The sequence below is a fragment of the Pseudomonas sp. GW821-FHT01D09 genome (genome assembly GCF_059422465.1).
Genome location: NZ_JBWKWY010000003.1, coordinates 97,817 through 115,083, shown reverse-complemented (window position 1 = coordinate 115,083; position 17,267 = coordinate 97,817). Strand labels below are relative to the sequence as shown.

General features: G+C 62.0%; 15 protein-coding genes. 3 read left to right on the top strand and 12 right to left on the bottom strand.

Annotation, left to right across the window (positions count from 1 at the left end):
- Nucleotides 1-36: 36 nt before the first annotated feature.
- The 8 genes from AC07W7_RS04960 to AC07W7_RS04925 form a co-directional block, all read right to left on the bottom strand.
- Entirely contained in the window at nucleotides 37-1,005 is a 969-nt protein-coding gene (locus AC07W7_RS04960) for an HOASN domain-containing protein (RefSeq protein WP_076961783.1), read from the bottom strand.
- 512 nt (nucleotides 1,006-1,517) lie between these two features.
- The gene (locus tag AC07W7_RS04955) at nucleotides 1,518-1,712 is read right to left on the bottom strand and encodes a heavy-metal-associated domain-containing protein (RefSeq protein WP_169897673.1); all 195 of its coding nucleotides are present in this window, start codon (nucleotides 1,710-1,712) and stop codon (nucleotides 1,518-1,520) included.
- An 89-nt stretch (nucleotides 1,713-1,801) separates the two neighbouring features.
- The gene (locus tag AC07W7_RS04950; RefSeq protein WP_076961668.1) at nucleotides 1,802-2,050 is read right to left on the bottom strand and encodes a hypothetical protein; all 249 of its coding nucleotides are present in this window, start codon (nucleotides 2,048-2,050) and stop codon (nucleotides 1,802-1,804) included.
- Between the two features lies 1 nt (nucleotide 2,051).
- Nucleotides 2,052-3,071, bottom strand: coding sequence for a 2Fe-2S iron-sulfur cluster-binding protein (locus AC07W7_RS04945; RefSeq protein WP_495038856.1), 1,020 nt, complete (start codon nucleotides 3,069-3,071; stop codon nucleotides 2,052-2,054).
- A 63-nt stretch (nucleotides 3,072-3,134) separates the two neighbouring features.
- A complete protein-coding gene (locus AC07W7_RS04940; RefSeq protein WP_495038855.1) occupies nucleotides 3,135-5,690 on the bottom strand; it encodes a heavy metal translocating P-type ATPase in 2,556 nt (851 codons plus the stop codon).
- 59 nt (nucleotides 5,691-5,749) lie between these two features.
- Nucleotides 5,750-7,243, bottom strand: coding sequence for an efflux transporter outer membrane subunit (locus AC07W7_RS04935; protein ID WP_099169245.1), 1,494 nt, complete (start codon nucleotides 7,241-7,243; stop codon nucleotides 5,750-5,752).
- Nucleotides 7,240-10,416: an efflux RND transporter permease subunit gene (locus tag AC07W7_RS04930; protein ID WP_076961664.1), complete on the bottom strand. Its 3,177-nt coding sequence runs from the start codon at nucleotides 10,414-10,416 to the stop codon at nucleotides 7,240-7,242. The genes AC07W7_RS04935 and AC07W7_RS04930 overlap by 4 nt, the downstream gene beginning before the upstream one ends.
- The gene (locus AC07W7_RS04925; protein WP_076961663.1) at nucleotides 10,413-11,579 is read right to left on the bottom strand and encodes an efflux RND transporter periplasmic adaptor subunit; all 1,167 of its coding nucleotides are present in this window, start codon (nucleotides 11,577-11,579) and stop codon (nucleotides 10,413-10,415) included. The genes AC07W7_RS04930 and AC07W7_RS04925 overlap by 4 nt, the downstream gene beginning before the upstream one ends.
- Nucleotides 11,580-12,001: 422 nt before the next feature.
- On the opposite strand from AC07W7_RS04925, the gene glnL reads away from it, so the two are divergent.
- The gene (gene glnL / locus AC07W7_RS04920) at nucleotides 12,002-13,087 is read left to right on the top strand and encodes a nitrogen regulation protein NR(II) (RefSeq protein WP_076961662.1); all 1,086 of its coding nucleotides are present in this window, start codon (nucleotides 12,002-12,004) and stop codon (nucleotides 13,085-13,087) included.
- Entirely contained in the window at nucleotides 13,084-14,520 is a 1,437-nt protein-coding gene (gene ntrC, locus AC07W7_RS04915) for a nitrogen regulation protein NR(I) (protein ID WP_076961661.1), read from the top strand. The genes glnL and ntrC overlap by 4 nt, the downstream gene beginning before the upstream one ends.
- A gap of 428 nt (nucleotides 14,521-14,948) precedes the next feature.
- On the opposite strand, the gene AC07W7_RS04910 is transcribed toward ntrC, so the two are convergent.
- The gene (locus AC07W7_RS04910) at nucleotides 14,949-15,389 is read right to left on the bottom strand and encodes a hypothetical protein (RefSeq protein ID WP_495038854.1); all 441 of its coding nucleotides are present in this window, start codon (nucleotides 15,387-15,389) and stop codon (nucleotides 14,949-14,951) included.
- Here AC07W7_RS04910 and AC07W7_RS04905 point away from each other — a divergent pair.
- A complete protein-coding gene (locus AC07W7_RS04905) occupies nucleotides 15,388-15,843 on the top strand; it encodes a tRNA (cytidine(34)-2'-O)-methyltransferase (RefSeq protein WP_057437141.1) in 456 nt (151 codons plus the stop codon). The two genes, AC07W7_RS04910 and AC07W7_RS04905, sit on opposite strands and share 2 nt — an antisense overlap.
- Before the next feature lie 152 nt (nucleotides 15,844-15,995).
- Here AC07W7_RS04905 and secB read toward each other — a convergent pair whose 3' ends face one another.
- From secB to AC07W7_RS04890, 3 genes are read right to left on the bottom strand one after another with little or no spacing between them, the layout of a single operon-like run.
- Nucleotides 15,996-16,481 carry a protein-export chaperone SecB gene (secB, locus tag AC07W7_RS04900; protein WP_029295909.1) on the bottom strand — a complete coding sequence of 162 codons (486 nt, stop codon included), beginning with the start codon at nucleotides 16,479-16,481 and terminating at the stop codon, nucleotides 15,996-15,998.
- A 44-nt stretch (nucleotides 16,482-16,525) separates the two neighbouring features.
- A complete protein-coding gene (grxC, locus tag AC07W7_RS04895; RefSeq protein ID WP_076961659.1) occupies nucleotides 16,526-16,780 on the bottom strand; it encodes a glutaredoxin 3 in 255 nt (84 codons plus the stop codon).
- A gap of 1 nt (nucleotide 16,781) precedes the next feature.
- Nucleotides 16,782-17,195 (bottom strand): rhodanese-like domain-containing protein, encoded by a 414-nt coding sequence (locus AC07W7_RS04890; RefSeq protein WP_076961658.1) that lies wholly within the window; start codon nucleotides 17,193-17,195, stop codon nucleotides 16,782-16,784.
- Between the last annotated feature and the right edge of the window lie 72 nt (nucleotides 17,196-17,267).

The window sequence follows — 17,267 nt, the reverse complement described above, 5'->3', positions numbered from 1 at the left end:
GTGCTCCTTATCTCGTTCTACGTGCACCGCATTGGCTCAGGCTTTGTGGCTCGATTGCGCCTGCATTTGCTGCCACAGCATGTCGAAGTACGCCTTGTTGATTTCAAAGTGGCGTGCCAGTGCCTGCATGAACGAGTGCTGGAACGCGGGGCTCGGCGCGAACTTGGCAATCAGTGCCCACATCTCTTCGGTATCGATCTCATCCTGAGTACCGTGAAGGCGATGAAACTCGCTGGGCTCTTCTGGAACACCCAGGCGCTGCAACATCTCGTAGATACGCCGATGGTTGACGCAACTGACCGACTCGACCGCGTAGAGCAAGGCCAGGCCCCAGGCCACGTCGGTGTGGCGCACACAACGAATGCGGTTGTTGAGGTAAGCCTTTTCCAAGGGGTGCAGCGCAGGAAAATCGATGCGCAGAGGAATGTTGAAATGCGTCATAAGATGGGAGAGCAATGCCGGATGCGAACGATCCGGGGTTTCTGCACCCGCTTCGCCATACAGGTTGCGGTAGAACACAGAGGCATCTTCAATCGCTTCAAAGCGGAACGCGAGCTCGGCCAGGAGGCTGTAGAAGTTGTAGGAACGGGTCCAGTGGTGCTCAAGGAAGAAGCGCACGTCTTCATGCGGCGGCGTGCCCTGGAACAGGTGAACCGACATCGGGTGGTTCACACGGCTGCGTGCTTCGATTTCGGCATCGATCTTTTTACGGAATTCGTCCACCGAGACCACTTCAAAGTCGGGTAACGGGGGGGCAAATTCGTCTTCGATCAGGTACACCTGGCTCGCCATCCAGCGACGGGTTGGCTCGGTGCTAGCCTCACCCGGAACGTGCAGTTCGAGCAGCAATGCCTGGTATTGCGCGTAGGCAGTTGCGTCTCCGGCCAATCCATTGGCAGTCAGTTCAAGAAGGGCTTCAAGTGCCTGTGCAACCCGCGAGTAGCTGGCGCCTGGCTTCAAGGCTTCGGCCAACAGCGCCGGCACATCCGGCACAGCGGTGTGCATTTTGCCCAAGGTATTTTCTGAGACAACGGTATTGCGATTTTCGCTTAACTTATCCATGTAGAGCTCCATTAGCGACACACACATTCCCTTTCACCATGACTTCATATTCAAGGCTACGGCTATATCCCTGATCATGAGCATGATGCCTGCCTACGCGAACGCCACTCTGGCGAGCGAAGCAGTGAGTTGAACCGTGGTTATATGAACGTTAGTGCACACTAATAAGTGTGGCGTAAGTTCAATATAGGGGACGCAGATACACCTTTATTCGGTCGATCCGAGTGGATAAACAGAACAGCGGAATAGGGGGCGGAGTTACAGCGATTTTGTAAAGTAACGGAACGCATCGGACTATCCTCTTATTGTTGTTAGGATGAGCCTAAAGCTTCCCACGGTGGAAAGGTCAAGCAATTAATACAATTTTTTTCGCGCTCAGCCGCAATCAGGAAAAACACGCACACATGCGGTGGATCCGGGCCCGGACGCGCTTGCAGTGGCGTTAATGTTGGGGGTTACTGTTTTTCGGGATAGCCGGCCTCGCTGAGCACTTGCACAAAAACACTCCTGTCCCGCGAGCTTTCGATCTGGACTTCGCGGGTGGGCGGGTCGGTTTTTATCTGGGCATCTGGATCAACACTTTTCAGGGCATTGGTGACTGCCTTGGCGCAGCCGCCGCATGTCATGTTGGGAACATTAAAACTATACATCTGGACCTCCTGATTATTGACGACATCAAAAATATAGTCCTTCCCTGTGTGGCAAGGTCAAATACTTTCAAATGAAACAAACCACTCTGTTATTCATCTTGCTTGGAGCCGTCACTGGTAGGGGGGACGTTCTGACGCGACTCCTGGGCGTTGCTACGCTCGATTGCGTATTCAGGGTTCTTGACCAACTTCCCATTACGCCAGACCAGCATTGGCGTAGTGTCTTTATTCATCAATTCATAATGACCATTGTTATACGGGTTGCCTCCTGTTGCCATGACTGCCGTGGAACCCAGTGCAATATTGGCAACTATCAAAGCAGCAACTAACTTGTTCACCTCATGTCTCCTCAAGTTTTTCTGTCGGCGTAAAGAACACATCGGCATGCAGGTCCTCGGCACGCAGCTCGCGGGCCCGGGTGATCTGCATAGCCGCCTCGACCATCAAGGGCGGCCCTGCCACATAGGCTTTCCAGCCATCGAGATATGTTAGGTCGTGGGCAATCGCATCGGTGACGTAACCGGTACGCCAGTGCCCCGTGACCGAGGCCTGCGAGAGCACCGGAATAAACCTCAGGTTTGCGTACCGTTGCGTCAGCCCCTGGAAATGCTCGACCAGATAGAGGTCACGCTCGCTGCGCGCCCCAAAATAAACGTGGATCGGTTGCTTCATTCCCTGGGCAACGGCCGTCTCGACGATCGCCTTGATAGGCGCAAGGCCCGAGCCACCGGCGATGCACAAGATCGGCCCGGCGTGCTGCTCGCGCAGACAGGCAGAACCGAACGGCCCTTCGAGCACGACCGGGTCGCCGGGCCTCAACCGCTGATGAACGTGCTCGGTGGTGGCACCGTCCGGCACCCGTCGAATGTGAAACTCCAGCACTCGCTCACCAGGCCCGTTCGCCATCGAGTAATCGCGAGCAGGTGCACCCGGAAACGTCAGCCGCGCATATTGGCCGGCAGTAAATACCAGCGGCTCGGCCTCACCGATATCGAGCTGGAGCCGCTTGATATCGTGGGTCGCATTGTCGATGGCTTTAACCCGGCAATCGAGCTGGCGACGGGGGTGGGCCGGGAGCTGTTCGTCGCCACCCACCCAGGCCAGGATCGCATCGGTGCGCGGGAGGGCGCAGCAGGCAAGGATCAGCCCCTGGCTTTTCTCCTCGTCCGAGAGCGCGAAGCCGCTGTGTTTCAGCAGCTCCACTTCGCCACTGATCAGCCGTGACTTGCATGAGCCACAGCGCCCGGACCGGCAGCCATGGGGGTAAGCGATACTGTTGGCGAGGGCCGCTTGCAGTATCGTCATGCCTTCTGGCACAGCGATGGTCCGTGCGGCCTGGCGTATTTCGATCTGTTTCATCAGGACGCTCTTCTCAGGGGGGCGGGATCAACCGGCCCGCAGGCCGGGGTCAATGATCAAGGATTAATTCGCCGGTACGGCCACAGGGCTGCTGACGGCGGCCTCAGGGCGCGAGTCAACCGACAGCGGAACCTGCAGGCGTTTGAGACGCAATGCGTTGCCAAGCACGAAGACACTGGAAAGCGCCATCGCCGCTGCGGCGAAAATCGGCGACAGCAAGCTGCCGTTCACCGGGTACAGCACCCCGGCCGCGACCGGGATCAACAGCGCGTTGTAGGCAAAGGCCCAGAACAGGTTCTGCTTGATGTTACGAATGGTCGCCTGGCTCAGGGCGATGGCATTCGGCACGCCGCGCAGGTCGCCCGACATCAGCACCACGTCGGCCGCTTCAATTGCCACATCAGTCCCCGTACCGATGGCCAGCCCAACGTCGGCTTCGGCCAGGGCCGGGGCGTCGTTGATGCCGTCACCGACGAACGCGACCCGGGCGCCCTCACTGCGGAATTTCTTCAGGGCCGCCACCTTGCCGTCGGGCAGGACTTCAGCAGCCACTTCATCGATGCCCAGCTGTTTGGCAATCGCGGCGGCGGTGGCCGCGTTGTCGCCGGTAATCATCGCCACCTTGAGTCCCAGCGCGTGCAGCGCCTTGATGGCTTCGGGCGTCGATTCCTTGATCGGGTCGGCGACCGCAATCACCGCAGCCAGCCGGCCGTCGATCGCTGCATAGAGCGGACTCTTGCCCTGCTCACCGAGGCGCTTGGCCGTGGGCAGGAAACTCGACACATCAAGACCGAGCTGGGTCATGAAGCGATCCGCGCCAACCGCGACGGTACGGCCCGCCACAGTGGCAGAGACACCGAAGCCGGGTGTGGCGTCGAAGCGCTCAACCGGGGCGACCTTAAGGTCGCGCTGCTCTGCCGCCGCCACAATAGCTTCGGCAATCGGGTGTTCAGAGCGGGTCTCGACCGCAGCAACCAGGGCCAGCACTTCGTCGTATTCAAAACCCTCGGCGGTGATCAGGTCGGTCAGTTCCGGGCGGCCTTTGGTCAGGGTGCCGGTCTTGTCGACCGCAACCACGGTCACATCGCGCAGCGCTTGCAAGGCTTCGCCCTTGCGAAACAGTACGCCGAGCTCGGCGGCCCGTCCGGTGCCGACCATGATCGAGGTCGGCGTGGCCAGGCCCATGGCGCAGGGGCAAGCAATAATCAGCACCGCCACGGCGTTGACCAGGGCAAAAGTCAGCGCCGGCTCCGGGCCGAATACCAGCCAGGCCAAAAAGGTCAGCGTGGCCGCGACCATCACCGCCGGCACGAACCACATGGTCACCTTGTCGACCAGTGCCTGGATCGGCAGCTTGGAGCCTTGTGCCTCCTCCACCAGGCGGATGATCTGGGCCAGCACGGTATTGGCGCCGATCTTGGTGACGCGGAAGCTGAATGCGCCGGTCTTGTTGATCGTACCGCCGACCACTTCGCTGCCGACCCCTTTGGACACGGGCACCGGTTCGCCACTGATCATGCTCTCGTCAACGTAGGAAGAGCCCTCGATGACTTCGCCATCGACCGGCACCTTCTCGCCCGGACGCACAAATACGATATCGCCAGTGGTGACCTCATCGAGGGCAACTTCGAGGGTCTTGCCATCGCGTTCAACGCGCGCAGTCTTGGCTTGCAGCCCGACCAGACGCTTGATGGCTTGCGAGGTCTTGCCCTTGGCCCGGGCCTCCAGGGTACGCCCCAGCAGGATCAGGGTCACGATGACCACCGCCGCCTCGAAATACACGTTGGCGGTGCCTGGCGGCAGCACTTTGGGGACGAAGGTGGCGACCACCGAATAGCCATAGGCGGCCGCCGTGCCGACCGAGACCAGCGAGTTCATGTCGGGAGCGCCACGCAACAACGCGGGCACGCCCTTATGGAAGAAACGCAGCCCCGGGCCGAACAGAACCAGGGTGGCGAGCCCAAACTGGATGTACCAGTTGGTCTGCTGGCCAATGTTTTCCATCACCCAATGGTGCATGCCGGGAATCAGGTGCGAGCCCATCTCCAGGATAAACACCGGCAAGGTGAGGAGCGCCGCAATCAGCAAGGACCAGCGCAATCCACGGGCTTCGCGTTCACGGCGGTCACTGTCTGGATCGTCTGCACCCGGTGTTTCAGAAGACAAACGGCGGGCGCTGTAGCCAGCCTGTTTGACCGCCGCTTCCAGGTCGGCGGCCGCGACCATTCCAGCCAGGTAGCGCACGCGAGCGCGCTCGGTGGCCAGGTTGACGTTGGCTTCGAGCACCCCCGCAACTTTTTTCAGCGCCTTCTCGACACGGCCAACGCACGAGGCGCAGGTCATGCCCTCGATTGCCAGTTCAAGGGTCTCCTCGCGAACCGCATACCCCGCGCGCTCAATGGCACTGACCGCCGCCTGCGGATCCGCCTGGCCGCTGAAGGTGATATCGGCGCGCTCGGTGGCAAGGTTGACCGCAGCGGAGTCGATGCCGGGCACTGCTTTCAAGGCACGCTCGACCCGACCGACGCAGGAGGCGCAGGTCATGCCCTCGACCGGCAGACTCAGGCGACTGGAGGCCATGGGTGATTTGGAACCTGGTTGAACCGCAACAGAAGCCATTGGATTACTCCTCTAATGTGCTATTGACGAAGAGCTTGAAGCTTCCCAAGAGGGGAAGGTCAAGGCCTGGTGCTGATTTTCTCCACAAAAGACAGGTTTTCACTGCCTCCCGCGCCGCTACAGTCCTGATCCCCACCCGCACAAACCTCCCAACCGCCCCCCAGTGCCTTGTAGATGCTGACAACCGCCAGGCGCTGATTGGTGCGGGCGACCACCAGTGCACGCCGGCTGGTGAAGTCGGACCGTTCGGCCTCCAGCACATCCAGGTAAAAGCCCTCGCCTTCCGAAAAACGCTCCCGCGCAAGACGCGCGGCCTCGCGATTAGCCGCTGACTCAAGCAGCCGCAGCTCCAGGGTTTTGCCCGCAGCGCCATAGCCTTTGAAGGCATCGTCGGTTTCTTGCAGGGCGCGCAACAGCGTCTGGTCGTAGAGCAGCAGCGCTTGCTGGCTGCGGGCCTCGCTGGCGGCAATCCGCGCACGCACCCGCCCGCGATCGAGCAGCGACCAGCGAATCACCGGGCTAATAAAGTTCGAGGGCGCGCCAGAGTCGTTCAACCCATCAAGGCTGCCGGCCACCAGCCCGAGCGAACCGCGTACATGAACCTCGGGATACAGACCGGCGGTCTCCACGCCGATCTGGGCCGTCGCTGCCGCGAGGTTGCGTTCGGCTGCGGCAATATCGGCGCGTCGCGAAAGGAGCCCGGCGGGGTCCCCGACCCCGATGGTGCGAATGACCAGGGTTTGCGCCTCTGGCGGGGCAGCCGGCAAGCGGAATGTCTGCGGCGACTCGCCGAGCAATACCGCCAAGGCGTTGTTGGCGGCGGCGCGACGGCGCTCCAGGTCCGGCGCGGTGGCCTCGACATTGCGCAATAACGCCTCGGCACGCAGCCGGTTGAACTCGTGGGCGGAGCCTGCGCTGACAAGGCGCTCGACCATATGCAGGCTTTCGCGCTGGTTTTGACTGATGTCGTCAACCACTGCCAGCTCGACTTCAAGACCGCGCAGCTCGAACCAGGTCTGTGCCACCGCCGCCGCGACACTGGCCTGCACTTCACGCAGCAACGCCTCGCGCGACCCCGCTTGTGCCTGCGCCGCTTCCACGGAGCGCCGCACACGGCCGAACAGGTCGATTTCCCATGCGGCATCGACTGACGCGCGATAGGTTTCGATATGCCGATCCTGCCCAGCGGGGGTTTCAGCGTCGCTCCGCTTGAAGCTCTCATAACCCATGGCTGGCCCGCCGCTCGGCAGGAAGCTTTGGCGGTTCTCGCGCAAAATGGCCTTGGCTTCTTCGAGGCGCATGGCGGCGATGGCAATGTCATGGTTGGCGGCGAGTGCGCGCTGAATCAAGGTCACCAGCGCCGGCTCATCAAAGGCGCGCCACCACTGCACCTCCACATTCCCCGGGCCGAGCCCCGCGGAGGTCTCGCCGAAACTGACGGGATAGTGCGCCGTCGCCGAAGGCGCAGAATAGTCGGGCCCTACCGCCGCGCAACCGCCCAGCAGCAAGGCCGCGCCGAGCGGCATCAGCAGGTTCTGAAAGGGGCTTCTCATGACGTACTCTCCTCCAGGCGCGGCTGCGATTTGGCTCTGTACTGCTCGAAACGAACCGTCAGGCCGCGGATCACCACATAGAAAACCGGTGTCAGGAGCAAACCGAACACGGTCACCCCGAGCATCCCGGCAAACACCGCGACGCCCATGGCCTGGCGCATTTCGGCCCCGGCGCCGCTGGCCAGCACCAACGGCACGACCCCGGCGATAAAGGCCAGCGAGGTCATCAGGATTGGCCGCAACCGCAACCGGCAAGCCTCGACCACCGCTTCCAGCGTGCTGGATCCCTGGGCCTCCAGCGTTCGGGCAAACTCGACAATAAGAATGGCGTTCTTCGCCGCCAGGCCGACCAGCACAACCAGGCCAATCTGGACGAAGACGTTGTTGTCGCCATCCACCAGCCACACACCGATGATTGCGCTCAACAGACACATCGGCACGATCAGCAGCACCGCCAGCGGCAGCAGCCAGCTGTTGTACTGCGCCGCGAGGATCAGGTAGGCGAGCAGCACACACAGCGGGAAAATAAACAGCGCGCTGTCACCGGCCAGTTTTTGCTGGTAGGTCAGGTCGGTCCATTCAACGCTCATCCCTTCTGGCAGCACCTCCTTGGCCAGACGCTCCATGACCGCAACCGCTTGCCCCGAACTGACGCCGGGCATCGCGCCGCCGGTGATGTCGGCCGAGGGGTAGCCGTTGTAGCGGATCACCCGGTCCGGGCCGGAACTCGGCGAGACCGTGACAAACGAAGACAGCGGCAACATCGCCCCCGCCTCGTTGCGAACCTGCAAGCGGCCGATGGCCTCGGCCTGCATGCGATGGTCGGCATCGGCTTGTGCGGTCACCTTGTAGGTGCGGCCAAAGCGGTTGAAGTCGTTGATGTAGAGCGAGCCCAGGTAGACCTGCAGCGACTCGAACACATCCGCCAGCTTCACCCCCTGGCTTTTGGCCTGGGTCCGGTCAATGACCACATCGAGCTGCGGCGCATTGATGTCGAAGCTGGTCATCAGCCCCGCCAGCTGGCCGGTCTCGGTGGCTTTCATCATCAGGATCTGGGTCTGCTGGACCAGAGCTTCAAGCCCGGCGCCACCACGGTCTTCGACCTGCATTTTGAAACCACCGGTAGCCCCCAGGCCAGGCACCGGCGGTGGCGGGAACACGCCGAGAAAGCCGTCGGGGATTGTGGCAAATTGCGCCTGCAGGCGCCCGGCAATGGCGGTCGCCCCGAGGTCAGGCGTCGCACGGTCCTTGAACGGGTCGAGCATGACGAAAATGACCGCCGCGTTCGGCACGTTGACAAAGCCATTGATCGACAGCCCGGGGAAGGCAACGACGCTTTCAACGCCAGGTTCCGCCAGCGCGATCCTGGACATTTGCTTGACCACGTCCTCGGTGCGATCCAGCGATGCCCCGTTCGGCAACTGGGCGATGCCGACCAGATAATACTTGTCCTGCATCGGCACAAAGCCCGGCGGAACCGCCTGGAAACCGAAGAACGTCAGCCCCAGCAGCCCCACGTACGCCAGCAGTGCCACCCCACGGACCCGCACGACCTTGCGCACGATGTCGCCATAAGCCCCCGGGACACCCTGGAAGGGCCGCCCCAGTACTTGCAACACACGCACCGCGCGCCCTGCAAGGCTATGCGGGTCGCGGGCGACCTGGGCCTGACGTGGACGCAACAGCATGCCGGCGAGTGCCGGGCTCAGGGTCAACGAGTTGACCGCCGAGAGAATGGTCGAAATGGCGATGGTCAGCGCGAACTGGCGATAAAACTCGCCCTGCAAGCCACTCAGGAATGCGGTCGGGATAAACACCGCCGCGAGCACTGAGGTAATCGCAACGATCGGCCCGGTCACCTCATCCATGGCACGCCTGGCGGCCTGGGTGGGAGGCTCGCCATTTTCGATATGGCGCTCGACGTTCTCGACCACCACAATCGCATCGTCGACGACAATACCGATGGACAGTACCAGGCCAAACAATGACAAGGTGTTGAGGGAAAACCCCATCAGGTGCATGACGGCAAAAGTACCGACCAGTGATACCGGCACGGCCATCAACGGGATCAGCGAAGCCCGCCAGTTGCGCAGGAACACCACGACCACGATGACCACCAGCAGGATCGCTTCCAGCAACGTGGTCGCCACCGTCTCCAGCGAGGCGCGGACAAACACCGTCGGGTCATAGGCAATGCGCGAGGTGAGCCCTGCCGGGAAGTTGCCTTCAAGCCGCTGTATGGTTTCGCGCACCGCCTGGGAAACATCGAGCGCATTCGCCCCCGGGCTCTGAATGATCTGCAGTGCCACCGCCGGTTCGCCATCGAGCAAACTGCGCAGTGCGTAGGCATCGCCGCCCATCTCGATGCGTGCCACATCGCGCAGGCGTGTCACCTGGCCGTTTTGACCGGTGCGGATGATGATGTCACCGAACTGCTCTTCGTCGCTCAAGCGCCCAAGGGTGTTCACGGTGATCTGGAATGCCGCAGTGGAATCAGGCGCCTGGCCAACCGAGCCGGCCGCCACCTGTACGTTCTGTTCGCGTACGGCGGCAATCACATCGCCAGCGGTCAGCCCGCGTGCGGCAATCAGGTTCGGGTCGAGCCACAGGCGCATGCTGTACTCGCCGGCGCCCCACACCAGCACATCGCTGACCCCCTGGATACGGGACAGTTCGTCGCGGACCTGGAGGTAGGCATAGTTCGAGATGTACAGGGGGTCGTAGCGTTTGTCGGGCGACAGCAGATGAACCACCATCAAGATGTCCGGCGAGGTCTTCTGCGTCACCACGCCCTGGCGCTGCACCTCTTCGGGCAACCGCGACAGCACCCGCGAGACCCGGTTCTGCACCTGAACCTGGGCCATGTCGGCGTTGACCCCCTGGGCAAAGGTGACGGTGAGGATCATCCGGCCATCGGTTGCCGATTGCGACGACATGTACAGCATGCCCTCCACCCCGGTGATCGCCTGCTCAAGGGGCGCCGCGACTGTTTCCGCGATGACCTTGGGGTTCGCGCCCGGATAGGCGGCGGTCACTTGCACCGTGGGGGGCGTCACGGCCGGGTATTCACTCAGTGGCAAGTGGAAGAAGGCCACTGCGCCCGCGATCATCATCAATACCGAGAGGACGATGGCAAAGATCGGGCGATCAATGAAGAAACGTGGAAAAGTCATGGCGTGACTCCCACGGTTTGCGACAGATCGATCGGCGTGCCATCAATTTCGGCCAGCTTCGGCGTGATCTGCATATCCGGGCGGACCAGCCCCTTGACGACAATGCGCTCCCCGGCTTGCAGGCCTTGCTTGATAACACGCAAGCCATCGACCATCGGCCCCAGTTCCACGGGCCGGTATTGGGTCTTGTCGCCGTCACCGACCACCAGTACATAGCGGCTGCCCTGGTCGGTGCCAATTGACTGATCGGACACCAGCACCTGATTCTGCGCGGCGCCGGTGTCCAGCTTGACCTTGGCAAAAAGCCCCGGCGTCAGTTGGCCATCCGGGTTGTCGACAATCGCGCGGACCCGCACCGTGCCTGTCCCGCGATCGGCCGTGTTGGACAGGAAGTCGAGGCGACTGGCACGTGAATAGGTCTTGTCGCTCAGTAGCGCCACCATGACCTTCGGCGCCTGCGAGGCCTTGGCCGTTGCCTTGGCTCGCCCGGGGGCAAGGGCGCTCAGGTAGGTGCGTTCGTCGACATCGAAATACACATGCAGCGGGTCGACCGAGACGATCGTAGTCAGGGGCGTCACGCCACTGGTGACATAGTTGCCCTCAGTGACTTGCGCATGCCCAACACGGCCACTGATCGGTGCGGTGACGCGGGTGAAGCTCAGGTCCAGTTGCGCCGCCTCCAGCGCCGCCTTGGCGGCGTCCACTTGGGCCTTGCCTGCATTACGCGAGGCAATCGCCGTGTCCAGGCGATCGCGGGCGACGACTTTTTTGACGAACAACTGTTCAGCCCGGACATGTTCCGCCTGGGCCAGCAATGAGGCGGCCTCAGCTTCCCGCAGCCGCGCCGTGGCCACATTCACCGCCGCCTGGAATACCCGCGGGTCAATGAGAAACAGCCGGCTGCCTTTCTCCACCAGGCGCCCTTCCGGCACGCTGACGTCCTGAATATAGCCGGCGACGCGCGGACGTAGTTCGACCCGCTCGATGGCGGTGAGTGAACCGGTGAACTCGACAAATGGCGTCACCGGGCGAACGATCACCTGTGCAACCGGGACACTGGGGGGTTGTGGCGGCCCGGCGGAGGGCACTGTCTCCTTGCAGCCAGCCAGCGTGAGCGCGACACCTATCGCCGCAGAGATCAGGGTTATGTGAGTGAGCTTCATCGTGTGCCTTCCTGGGCTGGATTCGACTTGGGTTCGCTGAGATGAAACAGCTTTCGCAGCGGTTATCGGGCTTGACACGTCAGGAAGGTCAACCTTTTTTTTCGCGCTTCACGGATGGCCGAGGCCCTATCGCAGGCACAGGCCAGCCCCCTGTTTGAACCGCCGGCCTGCCGCCAATGCAGGGAGGCTGAACAAAGTGCTGGATTCGCACTATATTGGTGCAATAGGTTGCACAAACGCCCCGTTACCAACCCATTTTGGGTCGAAATCTCCCGTGCAGGCTGGCAGAGCGCCATAATTTCGCGCCTAAAGCCCCCATTTCAGGGCTTTTACGCTTCTTTTCGGAGCCTTGGTTTGTTTTTTGCATTTTCCTGGTATCAGCGTGAGCCTCAAGCCCGCGCCTTGCTCCAAAAGAGGTCCTAATGACCATCAGCGACGCACTGCACCGCTTGCTACTCGACAACCTGACCACCGCGACCATCCTGCTCAACGGCGAACTGCGCCTTGAGTACATGAACCCCGCGGCGGAAATGCTCCTGGCCATCAGCGGCCAGCGCAGCCATGGGCAATTTATCAGCGAGCTGTTCACCGAGTCCGCCGAGGCCTTGAGTTCCTTGCGCCAGGCCGTGGAGCAGGCCCACCCGTTCACCAAGCGCGAAGCAATGCTCACCGCCCTTACCGGCCAGACGCTGACTGTCGACTACGCGGTCACCCCGATCCTGAGCCACGGCACCACGTTGCTGTTGCTGGAGGTGCACCCCCGCGACCGCCTGCTGCGCATCACCAAGGAAGAGGCGCAGCTGTCCAAGCAGGAAACCAGCAAGATGCTGGTGCGCGGCCTGGCCCATGAGATCAAGAACCCGTTGGGCGGGATTCGCGGCGCCGCGCAGTTGCTGGCCCGCGAGCTGCCGGATGAGCACCTCAAGGACTACACCAACGTCATCATCGAAGAAGCCGACCGCCTGCGGAACCTGGTGGACCGCATGCTGGGCTCCAACAAGCTGCCATCGCTGGCGCTGACCAACGTGCACGAGGTGCTGGAGCGTGTCTGCCAGTTGGTGGAGGCCGAAAGCCAGGGCTGCATCACCCTGGTGCGCGACTATGACCCGAGCATTCCCGACGTGTTGATCGACCGTGAGCAGATGATCCAGGCGGTGCTCAATATCGTGCGCAACGCCATGCAGGCCATCAGCAGCCAGAACGAGCTGCGCCTGGGCCGCATCAGCCTGCGCACCCGCGCCTTGCGCCAGTTCACTATCGGCCATGTGCGCCATCGCCTGGTGACCAAGGTCGAGATCATCGACAACGGCCCGGGCATCCCGGCCGAACTGCAAGAAACCATTTTCTTCCCGATGGTCAGTGGCCGCCCGGACGGTACCGGGCTGGGCCTGGCCATTACCCAGAACATCATCAGCCAGCACCAGGGCCTGATCGAATGTGACAGCCATCCCGGCCACACGACCTTTTCGATCTTTCTGCCACTGGAACAAGGAGCCCCATCGACATGAGCCGTAGTGAAACTGTGTGGATCGTCGATGACGACCGTTCCATCCGCTGGGTCCTGGAGAAAGCCTTGCAACAGGAGGGCATGACCACCCAGAGCTTCGACAGCGCCGACGGGGTGATGAGCCGCCTGGCGCGCCAGCAGCCCGACGTGATCATCTCCGATATCCGCATGCCCGGCGCCAGTGGCCTGGATTTGCTGGCGCGGATCCGCGAGCAGCACCCGCGCTTGCCGGTGATCATCATGACCGCGCACTCGGACCTGGACAGTGCTGTCGCGTCCTACCAGGGCGGCGCCTTTGAATACCTGCCCAAGCCGTTCGACGTCGATGAGGCGGTGGCGCTGGTCAAGCGCGCCAACCAGCACGCCCAGGAACAGCAAGGCCAGGCCGTGGCGCCGACCCTGACCCGCACCCCGGAGATCATCGGTGAAGCACCGGCGATGCAGGAAGTGTTTCGTGCCATCGGGCGCCTGAGCCACTCCAACATCACCGTGCTGATCAACGGTGAGTCCGGGACCGGCAAAGAGCTGGTGGCCCATGCCCTGCACCGCCACAGCCCACGGGCCGCCTCGCCGTTCATCGCGTTGAACATGGCGGCGATTCCCAAGGACTTGATGGAATCCGAGCTGTTCGGCCATGAAAAAGGCGCGTTTACCGGCGCGGCCAACCTGCGCCGCGGCCGGTTTGAACAGGCCGATGGCGGCACGCTGTTTCTCGATGAAATCGGCGACATGCCGGCCGACACCCAGACCCGGCTGTTGCGGGTGCTGGCCGACGGTGAGTTCTATCGTGTCGGCGGCCATACGCCGGTCAAGGTCGATGTACGCATCATTGCCGCGACCCACCAGAACCTGGAAACCCTGGTGCACGCCGGCAAGTTTCGCGAGGACTTGTTCCACCGCCTGAATGTGATCCGTATCCATATCCCGCGCATGTCGGACCGGCGCGAAGATATCCCGACCCTGGCCCGCCACTTCCTCAGCCGCGCCGCCCAGGAGCTGGCGGTGGAACCCAAGCTGCTGAAGACCGAGACCGAGGAATACCTGAAGAACCTGCCGTGGCCGGGCAACGTGCGCCAGCTGGAGAACACCTGCCGCTGGATCACGGTGATGGCGTCCGGGCGCGAAGTGCATATCAGCGACTTGCCGCCGGAGCTGTTGAACCTGCCGCAGGATTCGGCGCCGGTGACCAACTGGGAACAGGCCTTGCGCCAATGGGCCGACCAGGCCCTGGCCCGTGGCCAGTCCAACCTCTTGGACAGCGCCGTGCCGACCTTTGAGCGGATCATGATCGAAACCGCCCTCAAACACACCGCTGGCCGGCGGCGCGACGCCGCCGTGCTGCTGGGCTGGGGCCGCAATACCTTGACCCGCAAGATCAAGGAGTTGGGGATGAAGGTCGATGGTGGGGATGATGACGAGGGTGAAGAGGGCTGAACACAGCCCTCCAGGCCAGTAAAGATCCCCTGTGGGAGCTGGCTTGTGTGGGAGCTGGCTTGCCTGCGATGGCGCTGGGTCAGCCAGCAAATATGGCACTGATACACCGCTATCGCAGGCAAGCCAGCTCCCACAGTTGTTTCGTGTGCACCGCTTCAACGCACCATGAACCGGCATCGCGCACACATTCAACGCCCGGATGAAATACCCACTGAACCCCGAAAACACCAAAGCCCCGTAATCCGGGGCTTTGCGCTTTCTGAATAAGATTTTTGGGCCACCACCCAACTCTGGCACGCCCCCTGCAATAACCCTGGTACTACCCAGTTTCGGGGACCTTGGTACAGGCAGGCCGAGAATCCCCTCTTTAATTCGAGTTTCAAACCGTTTTGGGAGCCCTGGTACAGGCAGGCCGGGAACTCCCTCTTTTATTGCTCCAGGAGATGGATCTCCAGTCGCCAGCGGTCATCGACCGCCTGGCCCGACCACTCCCCGCGCAGCGGCCGCGCCGCCACCAGGTTCAGCAGCAAGCCGGCATCGGTCTTGCGCACGCGCCAGTTCACATCCTTGTCATTGACCTTCAATTGCCCCGCCTGCGCAGGGCCCTGGGCGTCGAACAGCAGCGCCACGGTGCCGTCGATATGCTCGCCATGCAGCTTTGGCTCGTGGTTGAACCACACCACCAGGCCGTCGGTGGCGGGCTCGACCTGCATCAAGGCGGTCGGGTCTGGGGTGGTCAGGCGACCGATCATCAAGCCCACCATCAGGCCGACAATCGCCAGCGAGCCCAGGACCCTGGGCAATAGCTTCGGCCTGGGGTCGTCTTCAGGGGTAGAATGCGCTGCATCTTTATCTTCGGAGCCGTGCATGTTTCACGTCATCCTTTTCCAACCAGAAATTCCGCCGAATACCGGCAACGTTATCAGGCTGTGCGCCAACAGTGGCTGCCACCTGCATTTGATCGAGCCGCTGGGCTTCGAGATGGACGACAAGCGCCTGCGCCGCGCGGGCCTGGACTATCACGAGTACGCCACCCTGCAGCGCCACGCCGACCTCGCCAGTTGCCTGGAGAGCCTGGGCCAGCCGCGCCTGTTTGCGTTCACCACCAAGGGCTCGCGGCCGTTTCATGATGCCAGCTTTGCCGAGGGGGACGCCTTTCTGTTCGGCCCTGAGAGCCGTGGCCTGCCGGCAGACGTGCTCGACGCCCTGCCCGACGGCCAGCGCCTGCGTTTGCCGATGCGTGAGGGCTGCCGCAGCCTGAACCTGTCCAACACCGTGGCCGTCGCGGTCTACGAGGGCTGGCGCCAGCTCGGGTTCAAATAACCCCCCAAAACCAAATGTGGGAGCGGGCTTGTGTAGGAGCCGGGCTTGCCCGCGATGCAGGCACCTCGGTGTGTCAGTCACACAGAGGTGATGCTATCGCAGGCAAGCCAGCTCCCACACAAGCCCGCTCCCACATGGGATCGACGTGCCGCTTACTGAACCGTCGGTGCGCCTTCCTGTTGCATGCGCTGCAGCTCTTGCGCATACAGGGCATCGAAGTTCACCGGGGCCAGCATCAAGGCCGGGAACGAGCCACGGGTGACCAGGCTGTCCAGGGTCTCACGGGCATACGGGAACAGGATGTTCGGGCAGAACGCGCCCAGGGTGTGGCTCATGGACGCATCGTCCAGGCCCTGGATCAGGAAGATACCGGCCTGCTGCACTTCAGCGATGAAGGCCACTTCTTCGCCGTTCTTGACGGTGACCGACAGGGTCAGCACGACTTCGTGGAAGTCACCTTCCAGCTGCTTCTGACGGGTGTTCAGGTCCAGGCCGACGCTTGGGGTCCACTCCTGGCGGAAGATCGCCGGGCTTTTCGGCGCTTCAAACGACAGGTCACGCACGTAGATACGCTGCAGGGAAAATTGTGGGCCTTGAGCCTCTTCTGCTGCCGCTTCGGTGTTCGGTTGGTCAGTCATCGCGCAGATCCTTCTTGATCTTGGGGTCTTTTAGGGTATTGGAGTCAGACGTGAAGCAGCGCGTCCAATTTACCGGCGCGCTCCAGGGCGAACAGGTCGTCGCATCCACCGATGTGCCTGGAACCGATCCAGATCTGCGGAACGGATGAACGCCCAGCCTTCTGGGTCATCTCGGCACGCACCGCCGGCTTGCCATCGACCTTGATCTCATCGAAGGCAACCTGTTTGCTCTGGAGCAACTGCTTGGCTCGCATGCAATAGGGGCAATAATCGCTGGAATAAATGACAACCTGGCTCATATCACTTCACCAACGGCAGGTTATCGGCGCGCCAGCTGGAGATACCACCCGACAGCTTGGCGGCGGTGAAACCGCTCTTGAGCATTTCGCGGGCATGGCCACCGGAATGCTGGCCCTGGGCGTCGACCAGGATAATGGTCTTGGCCTTGTGCTTTTCCAGCTCGGCGATGCGGGCAATCAGCTTATCCTGGGGAATATTCAGCGCGCCGACGATATGACCGGCGGCAAAGTCCTTGACTGGGCGGATATCGACGACAACGGCCTGGTCCTTGTTGACCAGCGCAGTCAGCTCGGCGGTGCTGAGGCTACGGCCGCCACGGCTCACTTCATGAGCAATCAGCAGCGCCAGCAGTACGACGAAGGCACCGACCAGCAGATAGTGAGAGGTAGCAAATGCAATCAGGTGATCAACCATCAAGGAGGTTCCAGGGCGTTAAAATGGCGGTAAGTATACACAGCCGCCATGGGGGGCCAACCCCCGTAAAGC

Excerpts from the sequence above, each read along its gene's own strand:
- AC07W7_RS04960 (WP_076961783.1), bottom strand. The coding sequence starts at position 1,005 with ATGCACACCGCTGTGCCGGATGTGCCGGCGCTGTTGGCCGAAGCCTTG.
- AC07W7_RS04955 (WP_169897673.1), bottom strand. The coding sequence starts at position 1,712 with ATGTATAGTTTTAATGTTCCCAACATGACATGCGGCGGCTGCGCCAAG.
- AC07W7_RS04935 (WP_099169245.1), bottom strand. The coding sequence starts at position 7,243 with ATGAGAAGCCCCTTTCAGAACCTGCTGATGCCGCTCGGCGCGGCCTTG.
- secB (WP_029295909.1), bottom strand. The coding sequence starts at position 16,481 with ATGACTGACCAACCGAACACCGAAGCGGCAGCAGAAGAGGCTCAAGGC.
- AC07W7_RS04905 (WP_057437141.1), top strand. The coding sequence starts at position 15,388 with ATGTTTCACGTCATCCTTTTCCAACCAGAAATTCCGCCGAATACCGGC.
- AC07W7_RS04910 (WP_495038854.1), bottom strand. The coding sequence starts at position 15,389 with ATGCACGGCTCCGAAGATAAAGATGCAGCGCATTCTACCCCTGAAGAC.
- ntrC (WP_076961661.1), top strand. The coding sequence starts at position 13,084 with ATGAGCCGTAGTGAAACTGTGTGGATCGTCGATGACGACCGTTCCATC.
- AC07W7_RS04930 (WP_076961664.1), bottom strand. The coding sequence starts at position 10,416 with ATGACTTTTCCACGTTTCTTCATTGATCGCCCGATCTTTGCCATCGTC.
- AC07W7_RS04945 (WP_495038856.1), bottom strand. The coding sequence starts at position 3,071 with ATGAAACAGATCGAAATACGCCAGGCCGCACGGACCATCGCTGTGCCA.
- AC07W7_RS04925 (WP_076961663.1), bottom strand. The coding sequence starts at position 11,579 with ATGAAGCTCACTCACATAACCCTGATCTCTGCGGCGATAGGTGTCGCG.
- grxC (WP_076961659.1), bottom strand. The coding sequence starts at position 16,780 with ATGAGCCAGGTTGTCATTTATTCCAGCGATTATTGCCCCTATTGCATG.
- glnL (WP_076961662.1), top strand. The coding sequence starts at position 12,002 with ATGACCATCAGCGACGCACTGCACCGCTTGCTACTCGACAACCTGACC.
- AC07W7_RS04890 (WP_076961658.1), bottom strand. The coding sequence starts at position 17,195 with ATGGTTGATCACCTGATTGCATTTGCTACCTCTCACTATCTGCTGGTC.
- AC07W7_RS04940 (WP_495038855.1), bottom strand. The coding sequence starts at position 5,690 with ATGGCTTCTGTTGCGGTTCAACCAGGTTCCAAATCACCCATGGCCTCC.